The 21,544-nt window shown below is 62.2% G+C and carries 14 protein-coding genes; 5 read left to right on the top strand and 9 right to left on the bottom strand.

The window, feature by feature from the left end; translation table 11 throughout:
- Positions 1-119: 119 nt before the first annotated feature.
- Complete coding sequence (locus D5400_RS04745; protein ID WP_245451433.1) at positions 120-8,597, bottom strand: glycoside hydrolase family 94 protein; 8,478 nt, start codon at positions 8,595-8,597, stop codon at positions 120-122.
- Positions 8,598-9,042: 445 nt separating this feature from the next.
- On the opposite strand from D5400_RS04745, the gene D5400_RS04740 reads away from it, so the two are divergent.
- Both D5400_RS04740 and D5400_RS04735 read left to right on the top strand, forming a co-directional pair.
- Positions 9,043-9,747 carry a RibD family protein gene (locus D5400_RS04740; protein ID WP_245451432.1) on the top strand — a complete coding sequence of 235 codons (705 nt, stop codon included), beginning with the start codon at positions 9,043-9,045 and terminating at the stop codon, positions 9,745-9,747.
- A 41-nt stretch (positions 9,748-9,788) separates the two neighbouring features.
- Positions 9,789-10,352: a cytochrome b gene (locus tag D5400_RS04735; RefSeq protein WP_126008169.1), complete on the top strand. Its 564-nt coding sequence runs from the start codon at positions 9,789-9,791 to the stop codon at positions 10,350-10,352.
- 30 nt (positions 10,353-10,382) lie between these two features.
- Here D5400_RS04735 and D5400_RS04730 read toward each other — a convergent pair whose 3' ends face one another.
- From D5400_RS04730 to D5400_RS04710, 5 genes are all read right to left on the bottom strand, one after another.
- The gene (locus D5400_RS04730) at positions 10,383-11,213 is read right to left on the bottom strand and encodes a class I SAM-dependent methyltransferase (RefSeq protein WP_126008167.1); all 831 of its coding nucleotides are present in this window, start codon (positions 11,211-11,213) and stop codon (positions 10,383-10,385) included.
- Positions 11,214-11,215: 2 nt separating this feature from the next.
- The gene (locus D5400_RS04725; RefSeq protein ID WP_164527799.1) at positions 11,216-12,259 is read right to left on the bottom strand and encodes a glycosyltransferase family 4 protein; all 1,044 of its coding nucleotides are present in this window, start codon (positions 12,257-12,259) and stop codon (positions 11,216-11,218) included.
- A gap of 23 nt (positions 12,260-12,282) precedes the next feature.
- A complete protein-coding gene (locus tag D5400_RS04720; RefSeq protein ID WP_126012739.1) occupies positions 12,283-12,651 on the bottom strand; it encodes a 6-pyruvoyl trahydropterin synthase family protein in 369 nt (122 codons plus the stop codon).
- Positions 12,652-12,725: 74 nt separating this feature from the next.
- The gene (locus D5400_RS04715) at positions 12,726-13,712 is read right to left on the bottom strand and encodes a zinc-dependent alcohol dehydrogenase (RefSeq protein WP_126008163.1); all 987 of its coding nucleotides are present in this window, start codon (positions 13,710-13,712) and stop codon (positions 12,726-12,728) included.
- Positions 13,712-15,385: a sulfatase-like hydrolase/transferase gene (locus tag D5400_RS04710; RefSeq protein ID WP_164527798.1), complete on the bottom strand. Its 1,674-nt coding sequence runs from the start codon at positions 15,383-15,385 to the stop codon at positions 13,712-13,714. The genes D5400_RS04715 and D5400_RS04710 overlap by 1 nt, the downstream gene beginning before the upstream one ends.
- Before the next feature lie 185 nt (positions 15,386-15,570).
- Between D5400_RS04710 and D5400_RS04705 the strand changes: the two genes are divergently transcribed.
- A complete protein-coding gene (locus D5400_RS04705; protein WP_164527797.1) occupies positions 15,571-16,479 on the top strand; it encodes a lysylphosphatidylglycerol synthase transmembrane domain-containing protein in 909 nt (302 codons plus the stop codon).
- Here the strand turns inward: D5400_RS04705 and D5400_RS04700 are convergent.
- Both D5400_RS04700 and D5400_RS04695 read right to left on the bottom strand, forming a co-directional pair.
- Positions 16,395-17,195 (bottom strand): FkbM family methyltransferase, encoded by an 801-nt coding sequence (locus D5400_RS04700; protein ID WP_126008157.1) that lies wholly within the window; start codon positions 17,193-17,195, stop codon positions 16,395-16,397. The genes D5400_RS04705 and D5400_RS04700 overlap by 85 nt on opposite strands.
- Positions 17,195-18,001, bottom strand: coding sequence for a CDP-alcohol phosphatidyltransferase family protein (locus D5400_RS04695; protein ID WP_126008155.1), 807 nt, complete (start codon positions 17,999-18,001; stop codon positions 17,195-17,197). The genes D5400_RS04700 and D5400_RS04695 overlap by 1 nt, the downstream gene beginning before the upstream one ends.
- 205 nt (positions 18,002-18,206) lie before the next feature.
- Between D5400_RS04695 and D5400_RS04690 the strand changes: the two genes are divergently transcribed.
- Positions 18,207-19,901: a phospholipase D-like domain-containing protein gene (locus tag D5400_RS04690; RefSeq protein WP_126008152.1), complete on the top strand. Its 1,695-nt coding sequence runs from the start codon at positions 18,207-18,209 to the stop codon at positions 19,899-19,901.
- Between the two features lie 58 nt (positions 19,902-19,959).
- On the opposite strand, the gene D5400_RS04685 is transcribed toward D5400_RS04690, so the two are convergent.
- Positions 19,960-20,526, bottom strand: coding sequence for a type 1 glutamine amidotransferase domain-containing protein (locus tag D5400_RS04685; protein WP_126008150.1), 567 nt, complete (start codon positions 20,524-20,526; stop codon positions 19,960-19,962).
- 251 nt (positions 20,527-20,777) lie between these two features.
- Between D5400_RS04685 and D5400_RS04680 the strand changes: the two genes are divergently transcribed.
- Positions 20,778-21,518 (top strand): LuxR family transcriptional regulator, encoded by a 741-nt coding sequence (locus D5400_RS04680; RefSeq protein ID WP_245451431.1) that lies wholly within the window; start codon positions 20,778-20,780, stop codon positions 21,516-21,518.
- The last annotated feature ends 26 nt before the right edge of the window (positions 21,519-21,544 follow it).

Raw genomic sequence — 21,544 nt, 5'->3', positions numbered from 1 at the left:
GCCCGCGCCCTATCGGCAAAAAATGTCCCTTGAAACCTGCACCGGCCGATTGGTGATCTTGTTTTTCTTCTTGATCGGCCGGACGAACTCAAACGCCACGAGCGGCGTTTGGTTGCAAGCTATAGTGCGATACCGGCCTTCACATTCTCCACCAAAACGTCATTGACGGTGATGCGCAGATCCGACCCATCGCGGTTGACCCCAATCCTGTAGGTCTTGCCCTCGAGACGCAACTGCGCGGAGAAGCCGGGCCAGCTTAGGGGCAAGCTGGGATCGACGATAAGGCGATCGCCCTGTCGCCGGATACCGAGAATGGCCTCCACCGCTGCGCGGTAGAGCCAGCCACCGGAGCCGGTGTACCAGGTCCATCCCCCACGTCCGTCGCGTGGACCACCGGAATAGATGTCGGCGGCCACGACATAGGGCTCGACGCGGTAGCGGTCGGCAGCAGACCGATCGAGCGCATGGTTCACGGGGTTGAGCATCGCAAAGGCGCGATGCGCTTCGTCGCCACGGCCCATCGCAGCCAGGGCATAGACCACCCAGGTCGCGGCATGGGTGTACTGCCCCCCGTTTTCACGAACACCCGGCGGATATCCCTTGATATAGCCGGGCTCCTTGTCGGAGTTTTCGAAAGGCGGCGTGAAGAGCCGGATGATCTGCGCATTGTCATCGACGAGATGATCGATGACCGCATTCATTGCCTGCTCGGACCTTGCCGGATCGCCGAGACCCGAAAGCACGCTCCAGGATTGGGCGATGGAGTCGATCCGGCATTCGTCGCTGACATGCGAGCCAAGCGGCGATCCGTCGTCGAAATAACCGCGGCGATAGTAGTCGCCATCCCAACCGGGTCCAGCAAGCGCCGCGCTGAGCTTGTCTATATGGGCGCGCCAAGCGCTCGCCCGCTCCATTTCTCCCCGCTCAAGAGCGATCGGCTCGAAGCGATCGAGCACATGGATCAGGAACCAGCCGAGCCACACGCTTTCGCCGCGCCCGCCTTCGCCGACCCGGTTCATGCCGTCATTCCAGTCCCCGCCGAGGATCAGCGGCAGACCGTTCGGGCCTGTGCGTTCGACGGCAAGATCGAGAGCGCGCGCGCAGTGCTCGTAGAGCGAAGCAGTGTCTTCCGAAAGCTGCGGCTGGAAGAAGCTGTCATGCTGACCTTCCGCAAGAGCGGGACCTTCCAGAAATGGCAGAGGTTCTTCGAGGATTGCGCGGTCCCCGGTCACCTGAAGATATTCCGCCGTTCCGTAGCCGAGCCACACGACGTCGTCCGAGATCATCGTGCGCACGCCGGCGCCCGTGGCAGGCAGCCACCAATGCTGAACATCGCCTTCGCGGAACTGCCGCCCCGCCGCATTCAGAATCTGCGCCCGCGCGAGCGATGGGTCATGCAGCATCAGCGACAGCGTGTCCTGCAGCTGGTCTCGGAACCCATAGGCACCGCTTGCCTGATAGAACGCGGACCGTGCCCGGATACGGCAGGCCAGCGACTGATAGGGCAGCCAGCGATTGACCATGAAGTCCATCGCCCGATCAGGCGTCTCGATGGTGAGCGTCGAGAGGAAACCGTCCCATTCGGCGTTGATGGCCGTGAGCGCCTGATCGAAATGCGCAGGCGATGCGAGCGCGGCGATGCGCTCGGCCTCTGCCGTGCTGTCCGTATCGCCGAGAGCGAAGATCACCGTGCAGCTTTCGCCCGGTGCGAGATCGATATCCCTGGCGAGTGCGGCGCACGGATCACCATCGGGCTCCAGCGTACCGTCGAGCGGGAACAGCCCATAGACGGCCTCCGGCCGATAGATTGAGCCGCCGCTGCCAATGAACGATCGCCGGCTGGTGGTGAAGCTGTCGGCACCGTCCAGCGCCAGAAATGCGGTGCGGCCGGCATAATCGATGCTGTACGGGTTGGTGGCCGTCAGAACGTTCTCCGACGGCCGCTCAGATTTCACGAAGGGGGCAGTTCGGCCGCGATTGCCGCCAAGAACCCATTCCACGTAACCATAGACCCTGAGCTGCCGGCTGATCTCGCCGTCGTTGCGAATGGTGAAACGCGAGAGCTTCACCGGGTTTTCCGGATCGACGATCTGTGTGAGCTCGAGCGCGAGACCGCCGCGTGCGGTCGTGAACGTGCTGAACCCCTGCCCGTGCCGCACTTCATAGACCTCTGGCCCATCCTCGGCGAATGCCGCAAACGGCGTCATCACGCGACCGGATTGACGGTCGGCAACGAAGAAGGCTTCGCCCGGCCGGTTCTCGACCGGGTCGTTGGTCCATGGCGTCAGCTGATAGTCACGTGAATTCAGGCTCCACGTGAACGCCGAACCTTCTGCCGCGATGTGCCCGCCGAACGTGCCGTTGGACAAAACGTTGATCCAGGGCTGGGGCGTCGCTTCGCCGGCACGCAGGCGCATCACATAATTCGCGCCGTTTTCGGCAAATCCGCCATAGCCGTTGAAGAACTCCAGATCGCTGCCGTCCACCGCTGCGGAACCGAGCGGCGCCTTGACGGCACGGCCCGGCACCAAAGGCAATGTTACCGATAGCGCCGTCAGCATCTGCCGGTCGTCATCCACCTGCGCGGGACGGCCCTTCAACTTGCGTTCTGCCTCCGCGGAGGCGCGGGCAGCCGCCGCGGCACGATCGATCTGCGTCGACAATTTGCCGTTGCGGGCATGGAGAACGATCCGCGAGGCAGCGAGCAGTTGTTCGTAAGTCGCCTGGTCCATCAGGTCGCGCCGCACGGCAAAGATGTGCTGGCGCGGACCGTCGGCCGTGCCGCGCAGGCGCGCATTCTCGCACATGGACTCGATCGCGTTCTGCAGATCCTGCGCGTAGGAACTCGCCTTCTCGTTGATCACGACGAGATCGGCAACGAGACCGCGTGCGCGCAGATATTCCTGGCCCAGAAGCGCCTTGCGCACGATTTCGAGGTCTGTGTCGTCGTTGATGCGAAGCGCGCAAATCGGATAGTCGCCCGAAATGCTGAGCGGCCAGAGAGCCGACTGCCGCGTGAGTCCGGAAGTGAAGGATTCCGTCCCGCTGCGAAGCTCGAGATCCGGATAGACGAGGTATCGCGCAAGCCGCTGGAAATCGGCGGCTTCCTGCGAGCTGACACCCACATGGCGCGTCTGCACCTGCGACCGGGTCCAGGCTTGCATCAGCTCGTGATTAAAGCTTTCCGCATGGCGATAGCGCGCCACGGCCTCTTCCAGCTCCGAGCGGCTCGGTGCCGCGATCGTCCAGAAGATCACCCGCGTCTTCTTGCCTGCCGGCACGCGCACGGTGCGCCTCAGCGACAGGCAAGGGTCCATCGTGAAGCCCTGGCTGCCGGACAAGGCGTCGCGCCCGTCGAAGGCCTGCGCCTCGCTAAGCGTGCGGCCGCGCCCGATGAAGGCTCGGCGGTCCGTTTCCACCTGCGTCTCACGGCTTGTGTTGGAGCTGTCGACGATCAGGTGTGCCACCTGCATGTCCGGGTCGCCGGGCGACCGCTTCTTGCGCTCGGCAAAGATGGCATCGCCCTGCCGGGCAATCTCGGTCTTGACGAACATCTTCGAGAAGGCCGGATGCGCCATGTCGGCATCATCGGCCCCAATCACCAGCTCGGCGAACGACGTCACCTCGATGAACCGGTCCTCTTTGGACGTGTTGAAGATCGTGAGGCGCTTGCCCTCGGCGTCGCTTTCCACGCCGACGATGCATTCGAGTTCGGTGCGGATGTCGCCGACCGTCTTGTAGAACTCGGCCTTGTCGTCGGCAAAGATCGCCGTCGCCTTCTCGCCCGGAGCCTGTTTCGGCTCGACCGTTGCAGACCACCAGTCACCCGATCGCGTATCGCGCAGGAAGATGTACGACCCCCAGCGATCTTCGGTCGGGTCCGGCCGCCAGCGTGAAACGGCAAGGCCGTTCCAGCGCTGATAGCCCGAACCGGTTGCCGTGAGCATCGTGGAAAAATGACCGTTCGAAAGCAGCACGACCGTGCGGTCGGCGACTTTCGGATTTTCCACGATCCGCAATGCGGGCCGCCGCAGGTCGGTCGTCCCCTTGTCCGCCAGCTTTTCCTCGTGCTTGACGGTGATCACTGGCACATCGCGCGGCGCCTTTTCCTGAAGCAGCAGTTCCGCCGCTTCGATCACCGGATCGCTATGGAAGAGATCCCTCAGGCGACCCGAGAAGACGACATTGGCGATCGCGGTGATCGACATGCCGTGATGGTGGGCCATGTAGTTCTTGACCACCGCGTATTTCTGCTTTTCCGGCACGCGGCTCGGCGTGAAGTCGACCGCGTCGTAATAGCCATAGCGCCCCATAGCACCCAGATTGCGCAGACGCTTGAGGTTGTCGACCGCATCGCGCGGGCGGTACTGGCTGGCAAGGATCGTCGCATAGGGCGCAACAACGGCATTTTCGCCTAGCCCGCGCTTGAGACCGAGCGAGGGCACACCGAAATTGGTGTACTGATAGGTCATCTCGGGGTCGCGGGCATTGAAGGCCGCTTCCGATATTCCCCACGGAATACCAAGGCTCGCGCCATATTCCATCTGGCGCTTGACGATGAGATTGTTGGTCTGGTTGAGGATGCCGCCCTGGCGCTCCTGCATGACGAGCGGCGGCATCAGATATTCGAACATCGATCCCGACCACGACATCAGCGCGCCATGGGCACCCACCGGCACGATCGGTCGGCCGAGACGGAACCAGTGCTCAGTGGGCAGATCGCCCTTGGCGATGCCGAACAGGCTGGTGAGCCGCGCTTCGGATGCCAGAAGATCGTAGCAGCTTTCGTCGAGCTCGTTCTCGACGACCCGGTAGCCGATCGACAGAAGACGGCGCTCGGCCCGTAGCAGGAAGCGAAAATCCATCGAAAACGCGATGTCGCGTGTGCGATCACGCAACGCTTCGAGGCGCGAGCGCAGCGCGCTGATCTGTTGCGGCTCGAACACCGCATCTGCCACATGCGCCTCGCAGGCGGAGATGAGGCTGCGCGACCAGGCGACCAGTTGCTCGGTCTCCGCCGAGCCGATTTCTCCGTGAAGATCGTCGGCGAGCTTTTCGATTTCGCGGGCAAGAACGGAGAGGTTGATGGTGCGGATCGAAGCGAATTCCGGCTCGTGCTTCAACCGTGCGAGCGCCCGGCGGAAGCCTTCGATGCGTTCCGATATACGCTTGCGCAGCGGCCGAACCGTACGCCGGTCGTCCGCAACCTGGTTGAAGGTCTCCTCCAGAATACCAGCGACATCGTCGATGCCGTCGATCGATCCTTGCAGGAACGCCGCAGGCGCATCGGCCCAGTCGCGGCAGGCCGACGAAACGGCGATCAGGTGCCCGGCAAGGTTTCCGCTGTCGACGGCGGACACGTATTTCGGCAGCAGCGGCTGCAGCGTGCGGGTATCGTACCAGTTCAGGAGATGGCCGCGATGCTTCTCCATGCGGTCGAGAGTGCGCACGCACTGCTCCAGACGGCGCACCGATTCCTCAAGGCTGATCCAGCCGAAGTCTCGGGCCGAGACAATGGAGAGCAGATAGATGCCGATATTGGTGGGCGATGTGCGGCCTGCCACGACGGGCGCCGGCGATTCCTGGAAATTGTCCGGCGGAATATGGTTGTGCTCTTCGTTGACGAAGGTTTCGAAGTAGCTCCAGGTGCGGCGCGCGACGCGTCGCAGTTCGTCGCGATCGGCATCGCTGACGACGAGCCGATCCTCTGTCTCGGCCGATTGGCTCACGAACCAGGCGATCGCCGGCGACAGAACCCACAGCAAGGCAAACGGCACGGCGACCAGCTCGCCGCCATTGCCGATCGACAGGAAGGGGATCAGAAACGCCAGCAGGCCGATGGCGACCGCTTGCCACATGGATCTGTAATAGGACGCGATGTCGCCGCTCGCGCTGGAATGTGCCTGCGCGGCCGTGCGCCATTCCAGCATCTTCTCGTGGCTGACGAACAGGCGATAAAGGCTTCGGCCGAGCGCGTCAGTCATGATCCAGGCGGTGTGCGCCATGAAGATGACGCGCAGCACAACCTGCGCCGTGGCGGAAGCGAATTCCTCGATCACGGACTGAAGATGCGCGCGCGGAATGATATCGGTTCGCCGCGGGATCGCGCCGGACAGAAGTCCGATGGTCGGAGCGACGAACAGGCTGACGATCATGATCATCTGCCACAAGAGGGCGGCATTAATCGGCAGGATCGTCCAGCCCGCCACCGATCCGAGCACCCAGGCAATTGGCGTCAGCGAGCGGCGGAGATTGTCGATCATCTTCCAGCGGCCAAGCGCGGTCACGCCACTGTTTGCCTTGCAGATGAACGGGAGAAGCTGCCAGTCGCCCCGTGCCCAGCGATGCTGCCGCGATGCTTCCACCTGATAGCGGACAGGAAAATCCTCGACCAGCTCGACATCCGTCACCAGCGCACTGCGAGCGAAAGAGCCTTCCAGCAGATCGTGGCTCAGAACCGCATTTTCGGGGATCCGCCCGCTGAGAGCGGCCTCGAATGCATCGATGTCGTAGAGGCCCTTGCCCGTGAACGACCCTTCCTCGCCGATATCCTGGTAAACGTCCGATACGGTGAAGACGTACGGGTCGAGACCGCGATTGACCGAAAAGATGCGTTGGAACGCGGACGCCTCGTGTCCGGTCGTCAGCGACGGCGTCACGCGCGGCTGAAGAATGCCGTAACCCTTCGTCACGCGTCCCGTCTCGGCATCGAACACCGGCCGGTTCATCGGATGCGCTATCTTGCCGGCGAGTTTGGTGACGGCGTCACGCGTGAGGCGCGTGTCGGAATCGAGCGTCATCACATAGCGGATGTCGGAGGGAAGCGGTGTTTCCGGCTCGAGATAGGTGGTGTCCTTGTCGCCCCGAAGCAGCAGGTTCAGCTCGTGCAGCTTGCCGCGCTTGCGCTCCCAGCCCATCCAGGCGCCCTCGGCGGGATTATAAAGCCGCCGGCGATGCAGCAGGTAAAAGCGCGTGCGGCCGTCGAAGGCATAGCGCGCGCTGAGCTCCCTGATCTGCTGGTTGGCATAATCGAGGATTTCAAGATCCTTGGGGCTCTCCTCGACATCGCTGTCGGTCCAGTCGGACAGAATCGCGAAATAGATTTCGCCCGCAGTATTGGCGAGATAATGGACTTCCAGGTTGCGGATCAGCTCATCGACACCGTCTCGCGATCCGATCAGCGAGGGCACCACGAGCAGCGTGCGCTGGTCCTCCGGGATGCCCTCTTTGAACTCGTACCCAATCAGCCTGGTTGGCCTAACGGTGAGCGAGACCAGCGTGTTGTAGAGACCCGTCGCCGCTTCGGTTGCAGGCAGCAGGAAAAACGCCAACAACAGGGTGGCCGGCCCGGTTGGAACGCCGAGCGAGGAGAGGAGCCACCACGCAAGCGCCATGAAGATGGGCACGAGCGCCAGATTCGGAACCGCGATGGACAGCCAGCCAAAGCGCTTCGCCTGCTGCCAGATCTGGTCACGGATTGACGGGCGGTACCCGATGGCCTTTTCGAGCTTGGCACGGTGATCGCCGACCACGAACGGTCCGATGTCGAGCTCCTCATCCGGCAGGGCCGCGTCGGAGGCCATGGCCAGGGCCGTCTCGGCAACGAACACCTCTTCCTTCTTGGCTCGGCGGGCGAGGCGCTCGATCGCGTCGCGGTAGATGTCGCGCGATTGGAAGTCGAGCCGAGAGAATGTCGACCGCTCTCTCAGGATATTGTCGACGCGGCTGACGGTTTCGAACCAGACCGTCCAGTCCGTGTCGTCGATCTTGCGCAGCGAGCGAATGATCGCGCCCATGGTGGCATTGCCGAAGGAAAGACGGCTGTGCTCGCGCACCAGCACCTCTTCGGCATCCATGCCGCGCTCTTCAAGCCGCGCCTCAAGCCATGATATCGCTTCCTCGGCGACGGCCGAACCGTCGCGCAGCCGATAGAGCATCTGCGCAGCAAACGCGTTGTCTTCGGTGTGCTTGGCGTTCTCCGACAGCACACCGCGGCAGCTCTGGCCTGGCTCGAGCTTCTGGATCCGGTCGGCCACCTCGTTGGCAAGCCTACGCATGTTGCGCGCATGCTCGACGCGCACCGAAATACGGCTGAGATTTTCGATCAGCACGAAGCGCAAGATCGAGGGCAGCGCCCAAACTTCACCGATCCTCAGAACTTTTCTCGACTGGTAGCCATCCACCATCGCAGTCAGGCTCTGCATCGTCAGCGCGCTGTGCGTATGGGCGATGTACATCCAGGCGATGCTGAGCACGCGCGGCAGAGCGCCGACACCCGGCATATCGATCGTTGGCAGCTGCCGATAGAATTTGAGCGGCAGATCCTGGCGCACCTGCCGGATGTTTTGCTCGACCAGATAGTGGTTATCGAGCAACCACTCCGCAGCCGGCGTGATCATCTCGCCGCTTTCGTTTGCCTCGCGGGTCGAGCGATAGGCCTTGAGGATCGCGGCCTCGTTTTCCTTTTGGCGCGCCACGAGATCGAAGGCGCGAAACTCGGGCAGCGTGTGCACTTCGCCCGTGGCAAGCCGCGCACCGAGCTGTTTGAGGTCCGCATCGGACAAATAGTTCGCGCGGATCGAATCGTTTTTGTTCATACGCTTCAGGACTTTGGTCACGGCCGCGCGGCTGGATGCACCGCTGCTGGATCGTCGTGGATCCCGAGGCTCTGCCGAACCTGCGGTCGAAGAACCATCATCGAGGGACTTGTCCTGAAAATTCATCGGCGTTCGTTGCCCGCATATGTTGAGAGGTCGTCAAGCGGCTTGAGTGATGTGAGTGACGGTGCTTTCAAACACCGCATTCGCGCTCAACGGTTCTGTTAATCCGTTTCTTATAGACGCGTTCCATCCCGCTTTGTCATAATTTTGAATTTCCCCCTGTATCGTGTTCGGAACTTTCAGCGCCCCATCACGTATATGAGAAGCCGAGAACCGTCGTCTCGGCGCCGGGACCCCGCCTCGATACAAATCCGCTCTGGGCTGTCGGTCGTAGTGCATGGCAAATGCGATGCGGCGGCATCCGCAAGAGGCGATTCTCAACGTGAACATCAGCGTGGACATGGATTCATTGAAGACTGCGAAATCTGACCAGATCGTGGTGGTCGGTCAGTTGGGCCAGACCCTCGACGGGCGTATCGCCTGCGCCAATGGCGCGTCCAAGTACATCAATGGCTCCGATGCGCTCGATCACCTGCACGCCCTGCGCGCTAATGCGGATGCCATCATCGTCGGTGTGGGGACGGTTGTGGCGGACGATCCGCAATTGACGGTCCGTCGCTGCAATGGCTCGTCGCCGCGCGCCGTGGTGATCGACCCTGGCCGTCGCACACCGCCCGATGCCCGCCTGTTCGGAGCTCACACGGAAAAGCCGCTCTTCATCCGTCGCGAAGACGACGTCCAGCACGAAGATGAGATCGGCGTTGCTATGCTTCCGCCCGGCGAAGGCGAAGACAGGCCGATGCTTGATCCCGTCTCGGTGGTGAATGCACTCGCCGCACGCGGCTATCGCCGCATTCTCGTGGAAGGCGGAGCCTCCACGCTCTCCCATTTCATCAATCACCGAGCGATCGACAAGCTTCATATCCTGATGGCGCCGATCATCCTCGGCTCGGGCGTCAGTGGCTTGAACCTGACGCCGATCGACAGCCTCAACGGCGCCATTCGCCCTGATGTCCGCTTGATCCAGTTTGACGATGGCGACGTGCTATATGAGTGCACGATGCAGAGCGTGTGGTCCGCGGACTGAAGTCTTGCCGTGACCTCACCCCTATTTGGAGGTCGCAGCCGATGATCCGCAGGACCTATCATCCCGCACAGCGCTTCTTGCACTGGACCATCTTCCTCCTGATCCTGATCGGATTCCCGCTCGGGCTCATCATGGTCGAGCGGGATTACAACCCGGTCACCGACGTCATGTACACGCTGCACTGGTCGATCGGGCTCACCGTGCTGGCCCTCATGATCGCAAGGGTAGCATCCCGCCTCGCCTTCACGGCTCCCAAGCCTGCCGCGGTTTTGACCGGCTGGCAGCGCACGCTGTCGCATCTCGTGCATGTCGGACTTTATGTCATGTTGTTCGTCGTTCCGATCCTGGGCTGGCTCGGCAAATCGGCCTACGGAGCGGGCGCGCAAGGCATCAACGTCTTTTATCTCTTCCACGTCCCCGTCCTGCTCGAAAAGGACGAGGACCTCGCCGAGACCCTGCTCTTTGCGCATGAGATCGCGTCAAAAGTGTTTCTCGTGCTGCTCATTCTGCACGTCGCCGGGGCGCTGTACCACGCCTTCGTCAAGCGCGACGGGGTGGTCGGACGCATGGGCATCGGCAAGCGGGTGGCAGAACCGGAAGCGTAAGCCACCACGCGAGACATTCGCCCGAGCAAATCAGATCGGGCGCGCGAAAATGTCCTCGTGCCCGACGACGACCGTCTCGGCGATCTTGCGCGACCTGAGCCATTCTTCGCGCGCGTCAGCCGTAGGTTCGGGATGCGCCGCGATACCTTCGGCGATCCCTGCTGCAAGGGCCTCGATGAGCGCTTGATCAGCTCGCCCCAGACGCCAGTCGCTTGTTCCGCGAGTCACGGTGAAGGCGTCACTGAGCTTTTGCGCGAGATAGTCGGTCGCATCGGGTCCAAGCGCACGGCCGAACCCCTTGTCGCGCCGCTGGTCCGCCAAGAACGCAGCGAGCACGGCCTGGTCTGTCGCATGTGGTGGAGACCAGGCCTCGGTGCCCGAATAATTCAGCGCGAACAGAAGTGCCGTCCGGTGCCTGGCCGCAGCCTGCGCCGCCCAGTCGAGCCATTCGGCCGAAACCAGATCGATCAGCGCCGAGCCGGTGACCACGTCGGCGCGCGCCATGTAGCCGTCCAGTGCCGAACGGTCGGCAAGATCGGCCTGCTCGAATTCGATGCCGATGCCCTGGCCTATGAGACCTGCCAGCTCCTGACGCGCGCGGTCGATGAGCAGGCTGTCGGCATCGACGAGGACCCAGCTTTGGCGCAGGCCTGGATTGGCCTTGGCGATCGCCGGCGCAAGGGCGCGCGCGGTCGATCCCGTGCCGGCGCCCATATCGACGATCACCGCTTCGCCTGTCAGTTCGGCCATGTGGGCAAGAAAGGCTGCCTGAACCTCTTTGTTGCGCGAGGCGTGATCGGCGGGCTCCCGCAGCGCCAGCCAGTCGGCAGCAAAACCCCTGATTTCGGACGCTTCTGTCATGCTCAAGCTTTCTGCCGCACGGTGTCGTTGATGAGTGCCGCCGTCTCCGGCCAATCCGGCAGGGATTGCCCCACGCGATATGCACCGTCGGCAAGCCGCTCGCGATGGGCGCCGTCACGGATCAATGCCCCCAGCGCTTCCGTCAGCGCATCGATGTCGCCTGGGGCAACGAGCGTGCCCGCTTCGGCTGGAACTAGATCCGGCACGGCGCCTGCGCGATAGCCGACGATGGGCAACCCCGCCGCCATCGCTTCGGCAAACGCCATCCCGTATCCCTCGTAATAGGAAGCCAGTGCAAAGATCGAGGCCCGCGCAAACAAGCCGTCGAGCTCCTCGCCGCCGAGTGCGCCTGGAACATGAATGCGATCTTCGAGGCCCTTGGCTGCGATCGCCTGGCGGATGTCGTTGGCGGTTTGCGGAGACGCCGACGCGGAACCGACAATGTGCGCAGTCCAATCGTGCTCCTTGAGCCGTGCCAATGCCGCAATGAGATCGAGGTGCCCCTTGCGCGGCGTCAACGATCCGAGCGACAGGATCATCGGCGTTGAACCGGCAATCGCCCGCGGCCGCCGCTTGGTCCCTGGAACGGCCACTGTCACCGCGCTCTCTGCCACATCGAACAGGTCGACGACCGTCCGCGCCGTCTCCGCACTCGTCACGACCACATGCGCGCAAGCATCGACGGCAGCTTTCTCACTCTCGATCAGCGCCTTCGCCTGGGTCTCGTCCAGCCCTGTCTCCAGGCCAAGAGGATGATGAAGGAGAACGACGAAGCGGCGCTGAAGGCGATCGATCAAAGCCCGGGGTATGGCGCCATAGGCGAGGCCATCGATCAGGATCGGCTGATCCGGATCGATGAGCGCGATCGTCCGCTCGGTCTCTTCCAGGGAAGCGGTCGACGGGAACGGGTAATCGCCCGGCAGAACGATGTGCTCGAAGGGCACGCCCGCAGCACGCCAAGCGGCCATCACTGCGCGGGCGTAGCCATAGCCGCCCGACAGGGTCTCGATGTCGCCTGGAATGACGAACGCAATCGGCTTCGTCACCGAAGCCTCATCGCCTCGCATGATCAGAGGGTCCCGTTGTAGCCGGCACGGGCAAAATGGGATTCGTGGAGATAGACGCGAATCTGCTTGATGTTTTCCGATCCCTCACCGAGTCCACCGCTACGCGCCGTTTCGGCCAGTTCATCGAAGATGTGACGCGCCAAGAACTCGGTCGTGGTGATCTGGCCCTTGAAGGCCGGAATTTCGTCGAGGTTCTGATAGTTCAGCGGCTTCAGCGTCGCCGAAAGGGCTTCCATTGCCTTGCCGATATCGACGACGACGTTCTTGTCGGTCAGGCGATCGGCGACGAACTGCACATCGACCGTGAAGGTCGCTCCGTGCATGCCCTGCGCCGGGCCGAAAAACGGATCGGGCAACGAGTGGGCGATCATGATGGAGTCACGCAGTTCGACGAAATATTCCGACAATGCTCAGTCCTCGTGAAGGAAGGGAAAGTGTTGAAGGGTTAAAGATAGGACACTGCCGTCGCCAGACCATCCGCTTTCGGATCAAGAATGTCACCGATGCGATACGGAAGGTCGACAAAGGCGACATCGCCGGTGATCAGGCGATCATATTTGTCATCGAGCAGAAGCCGCATCGCCATCTTCAGACGCCGCTGGTACGTCCAGCGCACGCGACGGGAAGGCGAGACCATACCCACCTGCGACGACTTCAAGACGAGCCGGCGGCTGTGGAAGGCGCCACCCAGCGGGACGCTGGGCGTGGCCGCGCCAAACCAGCTGGCCTCAACGACCGTGGCTTCCGTGCCGGCCAATGACAATGCGGTTGCAAGACCCGCTTCGCTCGCGCTCGTGTGAATGACCACATCGCGATCCGCAGCCGCCCTGTCCGGTGTTGCGAAGCCGGCGCCAAGCGCACCGGCGACCGTTTCTCGTGCGCCGTCGATGTCGACGATCTCGACATCGGTACCGGCAATATCGGATACCACTCCAGCAACCAGCAGCCCGAGCACGCCCCCACCGACCACGGATATCCGGTCGCCCGGACCGGCGCCGCTATCCCAGGCGATGTTCAGCGCTGTTTCCATGTTGGCGGTGAGCACGGCGCGGCGGGGATCCAGCCCCTCCGGCAGCGCAGTCAGCGCCTCTCGTGGAACCTCTACGTGATCCTGATGCGGGAACAGGCCGAAATAGGACTGCGCGCCGTCGCCGACGATGTGCCCCACCCAGGAATAACCATAGCCGACGGGAAACGGGAAATCGCCATGCTGGAACGGCCCACGCATGCGCTCATGCTCGCTCGGCGGAACCTTGCCGTTGAAAACGAGCCGTTCCGTGCCGCGGCTGATGCCGGAATGCTGGGCCTGCAGCACGACGAGATCGTCGACGCCGCCGAGACGGAGGGGCGCTGGGCGCAGTTCGACCTGCCCCGGTGCGACATAGGTGAGACAGGACGCCTGGGCGCCCCCGATAACCGCTTCTTCTCGCATCAGGTCGGCCCGACGCTTCGAGTGCCGGCAACCCCGTCATTCACTGTGCCTGGTGGCGAACTCAGCGTCTCGACGACACGCCCCCGAAAAACGCTCATGCGTTCCGCTACCGCATCGTCCGGTGGCGTCATGCCTGCCGTGAAGCCGAGCGCTGCAGCCAGATCCGAAACAATCTGCGCATCGTCGGAAATGATATGAATGGGCACGTCGCGATTGTCCGTTTCGCCGGTGATGATGCGGGCAGGTTGATGGTCCCCGAGAATGATCAGAACGAACTCGTCGGCAAGCCGTTCCGCGATATAGGAATCGAGATTCGCCAGAGCATATTCGATCGACAGGCGAAACTGTGTGCGAACCCGTTCCGGATCGGCCCAGACTTCTTGCGGCGTCGCGCCGTCCCGTGCCTGTTCGGAGAAGATCGAACCATCGCCGACAGTGGCCCAGTCGATGACGCGCGGAATGGGCGTCCACGGCGCGTGGCTGGAAATGAGGGCCACCTCCGCAAAGAGGGGCTGGTCTCGATCTGCCAGCCGCTCGAAGCGGTCGAGCGCCGCAAGCGTGTACTGATCGGGCATCGTCACCCAGTTGAACGGCAGGCCTTCGTAACCAAGGTTCGGCTCGTCATAGACCATGTCGTAGCCAAGCGCCGTGCCCTCCGGCCAAGCCATAGTGATCGCGGGCATCACCGCCACAGTGCGATAACCGGCGCGATTGAAATCGTCGATGAGCGTTTGCCTGTTCTTGACCAGCATCGAATTGTAGCGGCGCTGATTGTCGACCCAGAGTCCGGCAAGCGTGGAAGCATGACCGAGCCAGCTTTGGCCACCTGACACGGGCGATGTGAGGAAGCCGCTTGCCGCATGCAGGCCCTGGTCGTCGACCGTCTGATCCAACTGCTCCAGAAGCGGCCGGATGGACGGCGCGTAGAGCGGATTGTCGAGCACGGTCCGGCCATAGGATTCAACGAAGAACAAGAGCACGTCGCGGCCGCCAAGCCGCGACATCAGCACATCGTCGGCAATATCAGCCGCTGGATCATTGCTGGCTTCGCGATCGAATTCCTCGAGATCCTTGAGGCTTGCTGCGAGCGAGGTCGCATGCCGCTGCATGAGCCCGGAGGTCGACGCCGTAAGGAAATGCAGGCCCTGGGACGCGGGATAGAGCTTGGGCATCTGCCAGCCGATCAGAAGCAAAGCGCCTGCAACACTCACGGCAGCAAGGCGATGACGCTTGACGCCCGACGCAGTGATTCCGACCAAAAAGCCCGAGAGCACGATGATCGACACAAGCAGGAGGACGACTGCGATGGTCAGCCCGACAGCGGCGGCGTGTCCGAGCGTCCCGACCGCCAGATCCCAGACCGCGTTCAGGAGATGCGCGTCGAGAACCGGATTGAACGGCCGCGCCATGGCTTCGAACGCCGCCATGTCAGCGAGCTTCACGATAAGAACGATCGCCAGCAGGAGCGCCGCGCCCCACCGGATCAGTGGCCGGAGAACGCCGGGCACGACGGCAAGCGCGATGATCAGGACGAGCAGCTCGATGGGAACGGCGGCAAACGCATCAGCTGCCAGGCGGGATCGGTCGTTGGGCAACAGAAGTGCCGCGGCAATGGCAAGAACCGCCGCAATCAGCAACAAAATCCCGAAGGGCCGCCGGCGGTCAGACCGCATGGGCTTTTCATTGTCCGAACGAAATCTATCTGCCATCACTTGGACGATCCGAATTGAGGAACGATGACCTTCTGTGGGTCGCGGGGCGATAATTCCGGCTTCCGGCCGAAAAGATCCAAGAACAGGCGAGCCTTACGTTTCTCACCATGCCAGATCGTCATAAACTTGTCATACGGCTGGTGGCCGTGGTTGGACTTCTTGTCGCGGTCGCTTTTGCCGTCGATCTGGACGCGGCGATCACAAGTCTGCTCGATGCCAATCTCTCGCTGACGATCCTCGCTATCATCCTCGTGCAAGGTCAGATCGTCCTTTCGGCCTATCGGTGGCATTTCACCACGCAGCGGCTTGGGCGCCCTCTGCCGATCGGTCGCGCCATCTCGGAATATTACCTGGCAAGCCTCCTCAACATGGTCCTCCCCGGTGGGGTCGGCGGTGATGCCGTGCGCGCCACGCGGGAAGGCAAGGCCCGCGAAGGTGCAGCCGACAAGGCTTATGGCGTTGCAGCAAGCGCCGTCATCCTGGAGCGACTGGCCGGCCAGGTGGCGTTTTTCATGGTCGCCGCCGTCGGCATTGCCTGCTGGCCTCTGCTGTTGGAAGACACGTTGCCGGTCGGAACCGGATGGCTGCTTGCCGCACCGCCTCTGATCCTCGGCGCGCTCGCGCTGCTTGCCTGGGTCGGCACGCGACTGGCACCGCGCCCACTTGCGAACTGGCTGAAAACACTCGGCCCATCCATCAGAAAGGCGTGGCTGACGGATGGAGCGTGGCTCATCCAAGGCGCGCTGAGCTTTGCGATCGCGCTTCTCTATATCGCCGTTTTCGCGCTCGCCTCGGCCGCCATCGGCGCGCCGCTCGGCCTGCTCGCGGCTGCCGCACTCATTCCGCTAGTGCTTTTGACGATGCTGGTGCCGATTTCGATCGGCGGCTTCGGTCTGCGCGAAGGTGCCGCCGCCGCGCTGTGGCCACTCGCCGGATTTGCGGGATCAGATGGATTGGCGGCAGCGCTGCTTTACGGCGTGGTCAGCATCGTGGGCGCCCTGCCCGGCGCGCTCTTGCTGCTCAAGCGATCGTCGGCAGCCTCCAGCCGGGCATAGATATCGCCGGACCCGTTTGCAGATGCACGCGTCAGCGCGACCTGCATGTCGGCGGCCGAAAGCCAATGCGGCTCAGCAAACTTGTGGCGTTCGCCAACAACCCAGTTGAAGCGGTAACGACCAAGCGCTTCGAGCCTGTCGATGCAGGCACGCGCACCATCGAGCGCCTCTGGAATATATTCGAACGCGACGATCGGGATCGGCTGGCTTAGCCCGGCGAGGATATCGGGCTCGAGACCCTCAACGTCGATCTTGCAAAAGCGCGGCAGGCCATGGGCTTCGATCAGCGCATCGAGCGTCGTCACCGGCACTTCGACCGCCTCATCCCAGTCGACGGAGGAGAATGCCTTGGTCTTGCCTACGGTATCGATCCAGTCGCGCGACATGGTGGTGACCGTGGGGTGGCGCCTTGAAATGTGAAGCGTCAGCCGTCCGCTTTCGGAGCCAGCCGCAGCGCCGACGATCTCGATGTCGGGTGAGCGCACGAAGCGGCGCAGAAAATCGAGGAAGGCCGGCTGCGGCTCGAGTGCGACGACGCGTGCTCCAGCCTTCACCATCGCCCGCGAGCGACTGCCGACATGGGCCCCGACGTCGAAGCACAGATCCCCCGGCGTCAGGAGCTCGCCGTAAAAGGCAGCGAGCCGTCGCTGCTTCCAAGGCTGGCCGCGGTAGATGACGAGCGAGCGGACAAGGCCGGCCAATGTGCGGATATCCATCAGGCCGTGCCCTCCTGCGGTCCGCCCACCTGCTGGCGATGCCTGAACAGCCAGACGATATCGACGGCGAACGAAGCGATGATGGCGGCAACCGCGAAGCCGGCGATGCCCGTGGCGGCCACGTCTGCAACCGGGGGCATCGCGAGCAGGCAAAGCGCCGCGCCCTGGATAACGCACACGGTCTTGCGGCGCATCGACGGCGGCAACGGACCATCGAGCCATGGCAGCAGGTAGGACGCGCCGACGAAGAGATAGCGCATTGCGCCGATCAGCAGCACCCAGCCTCCGACTTTATCGAGCACCAACGCCAGCACCGACAGGATGAGGATAAGGAGTGCGTCGCTTTCCATGTCGAAACGTGCGCCAAAGTCCGACCGGGGGCCGAAACGCCGCGCCAGCCAGCCATCGACACCGTCGAGCACGACGGCGAGTGTGGCGATGCCAGCGAAGAACCAGGCAAGCTGCGGGCTCGGCTGCAGCGTCCACAGCGAAATTTCTGCGGTGTAGCCGGCAACAAGTGCCGCGAGCACCGTCCGCCCCAGCGTCACCGTATTGGGCCAGCCGAAAACGCGATACGGATGATGCGCGAGAATGCGGGAAAGGACAATCGCCCCCACCGTGACGTAAATTGCGAGAGACGTCATGGCGCTGATGAGCCCGAGCGTGGCCCCACTGAACACGAACGCATTGGTGACCACCAGCGCAACGCCGGCGCCCACCAGGGCGACGACGGTCTGACGATAAAGATTGCGGGTAGGCAGTTCTGACGATACGGCGGTTTTGACGCCCGGATTCTTCTTTTTCATATGTGCCTTTACGCAACTGTCACAATTGCCGGATCACTTGGCGCAAATATCTGATTCGATCGGCGTTCGCACAAGCTCCCGGCTGGTTCTCCGGAACCGCATCCGTGCCCATGTGTTTTAGCGTTTCATTACCTGCAAGAGTTGGCCGTGATCACGGTCTGCTCCGGCTGCGACTCTCAAATCCCAACCGATCCGGAGCAACGCGATGGCGAAGAGCGTGAAGTACGATGGCGACCTTTTCGCGACCCATCCCGACGGGATGGATTTCACTCCCGGACACAAGGTAGAGCCGCTTATCGGCGGCATGGAAACGTATGCGGCGCTTGAAGAAGCGATCGATGGGGCGAAATCATCTGTCCACATGGCCTATTGGACGCTGGAGCCATCCATCAAGACCACGGGCAAGGTGAAGGCCAAAACACTCAGCGGCCTCCTGCAGGATGTCGTGGAACGTGGCGTCGACCTGCGCATCGTGGTGGCTGATTTCGATCCCGTGATCGGCACCGTTTATCATCTCGATGCGTGGAAAGCCTACCGGAAGCTGCATGCCGTCGCCGACGCGCTGCCGGAAGATAAGAAGCGCCATCTCTCTATCATGTGCTCGCGCCACGACACGCGCTGGGGCCCGGCAGCCCGAACCGCGGCCCAGCCTATCCTGCGCTGGAAGCTCGCGGAGAAGGTCAACACCATCAATGCCTTCAAGACCAAGAAGGAAAAGGTAGCCTATCTCGAAGCGGCACCTGGCCTGTGGCCTTTCGTCAATTTCGACGGAAAGACATGTTCGATCAAACCGACGGCATTCCCCGGATTCTATCCGGCGGCCCATCACGAAAAATTGTGCGTCATCGACGACGAGATCGTCTTTCTCGGCGGCCTGGATATCACCACCAAGCGCAAGGACGACTGGGAACACGACAACGCCTTTCCGTGGCATGACGTGGCCTGCAGACTGGAAGGCCCGGTCGCCAAGTTCTTTGCCCGCCATTTTCGAAGCCGGTGGAACGAGGAACGCGAGGACAGCATCGAGTTCCTGAAATCGCTGAAAGCGCCGGATGGGATCAAGCAAATGCCCAACGGCATCACTATCCCCGAGCTGGCCACGGAAGTACCCGAAACGAAGCCCATCAAGGGCGGCGTCGAAGTGAAGCCGATGCGCACGATCTCCAAGCAGAGCAGGTCGTGGCTCTCGCGATCGCCGACCACCCAGATCACCGAGATCCGTGAAACCTATCTCGACATCATTTCGAAGGCCGAGGACTTCATCTACATCGAGAACCAGTACATCCGCTCGACGGCGATCGCCGAGGCGCTGTCAAAGCGTGCCAAACAGAAAAAGCAGCTCGAGCTGCTGATGGTGTTGCCCCTCATTCCCGAAGATGCCTTCGTCGAAGACGAGCCCAACATCGCCACGCGCCATGGGCAGTATCTGCGCGAGAAGAACACCGACATGCTCTACGACGCCTTCGGTGATCGGCTGGGCATCTACTGCATGCAGATGCCGCGAGACGACAAGCTTCCGGATCCGGAAGAGGACGATCCCGACGAGATCATCAAGAACACGATCTACATTCATGCCAAGACAATGGTCTGCGACGACAAGATCGCGATCATCGGCTCTGCCAACCTGAATGACCGCAGCCTCGTGACGGACACGGAAACCGCGATCGCATGGCGCGGCGGGGATTCCGTGAAAAAGTTCCGCGTGCGGCTTTGGGAGCACGCTCTGGACATGAACACGTCGAAATGGACGTCCGAGCATCTCAAGCGCTGGAATGGCATCGCGTTGAAGAATGCCAAGGGTACGGCCGAAGAACGCCAGGGCTTCATCGTCCCGCTGCCACGTCATCACCTCGACGCGCACGCCAAGAAGTCGTGGCTGGTGCCTGACGAACTCGTCTGAGGTCAAAAAAAAGAGCGGCCACCAAGGCCGCTCTTTCAATCTTCAGTGTGCCGAAGGCTTACTCGGCAGCGATCTGACGCTCGTGACGGCCTTCTTCGATCTCCTCGACGATCTTGGCGTTGAACGCCGGCAGGTCCTTCGGGTTGCGCGAGGTGATCACGGCCTCGTCGGTCACCACTTCCTGATCGCTCCAGTTTGCTCCGGCATTGATCAAGTCCGTCTTGATCGAGCCGTAGGACGTGACGTTGCGGCCACGCACCACGTCAGCTTCCACCAGAAGCCATGGGCCGTGGCAGATCGCAGCCAGCGTCTTGCCGGATTCGGCGAATTCGCGAACGAAGCTGACGGCTTTTTCTTCGACGCGCAGCAGGTCCGGATTGATCTGGCCGCCCGGGAGAACGAGCGCGTCGTAGTCGCTGACGCTGACTTCATCCAAGGTCTTGTCGACGGTGACGCTGTCACCCCAGTTGTCTTCGTCCCAGCTCTTGATCTCGCCGGACTTCAACGAAACGACATCCACCTTGGCACCCTTGGATTTCAGGAAGTCCAGCGGCTCGCGCAGTTCTGAACGTTCGTAGCCGTCGGTTGCCAGGATCGCGATTTTTGCAGATTCGATTTTGGGCATGCTCGTCTCCTTTGATTATGAGCCTCCCCCCGTCTCCCCTGCCAAACGCATCGCGCACGGCGACCGTTCCGCTCTGTTTCGAAGAAATCCGGGGGGCCTGGCGTCTGCAACCTGCGCGACATGCGCACATCGTCGAACATCCTAAAATGCATCGTCTCGTTGCATCATGCAGCGAATCCCATAAGTTTGTGGGGCGCCCTGGGCGCCTCGCCGAGAACCCTTCATTCTCTCGACTTTCAAGGAGCTCCCAGGTGACTGTCAGCGCCGTTCTTGCCGCCATCGATCGAACCGACAATGCCGAGACGTCGGAGGAAGTGACGGAAATCCTGCAGCAGGCGCTCGCATCCTATGGTGTGGCCTATCACGGCCTGGTCCGCGCCCAGTTGCCACACGAGCCGTTGGGCGATGCTCTGCTCTCGGGCATCCTGCCCGACGGATGGGCGGAAACCTATGTGAAGCGTAAGTACCTGCTGATCGACCCCGTGGTGCGCCATCTCGGCCAATCACGCTCCGGCTTTCGCTGGCAGACCGCGGCCGAACTCCATGCGAACGGCAAGCACGGAAAGCGAATGGACCGGATGATGGCGGATGCCAGCAAGGCCGGTCTGAAGGATGGCTACAGCTTCCCGGTGCATGGACGCCGGGGGCTTCTGGCGCATCTCAGCATCGGCGGAGACCCCGTCGATCTTCAAAGTGCCGATCTTGCGCTGATCGGAGCTTTGGCAAGCAAAGCCTATTGGCGAATGGCTGATCTGAAAGGCCTGGGTCAGACGCACCCGCTCGATGCTCTCGATGACATCAAGCTGACCCATCGAGAAATGGAGTCGTTGCATTATCTCGCCGACGGCATGACATCCCCGGAGATCGCTGCAGTTCTCGAAATCTCCAACCACACGGTCGATTGGTACATGAACGGCATTCAGCAGAAACTGAAAGCCAAGAACCGCCACCATGCGGTCGCGCTCGCCTTTCGGCTCGGACTTGTTTCCTGAGCTTTCAATCGGTTTGCACCGCAGCA

The organism is Georhizobium profundi, from assembly GCF_003952725.1.
GTDB lineage: Bacteria > Pseudomonadota > Alphaproteobacteria > Rhizobiales > Rhizobiaceae > Georhizobium > Georhizobium profundi.
This window is presented reverse-complemented; position numbering and strand designations above follow the sequence as displayed.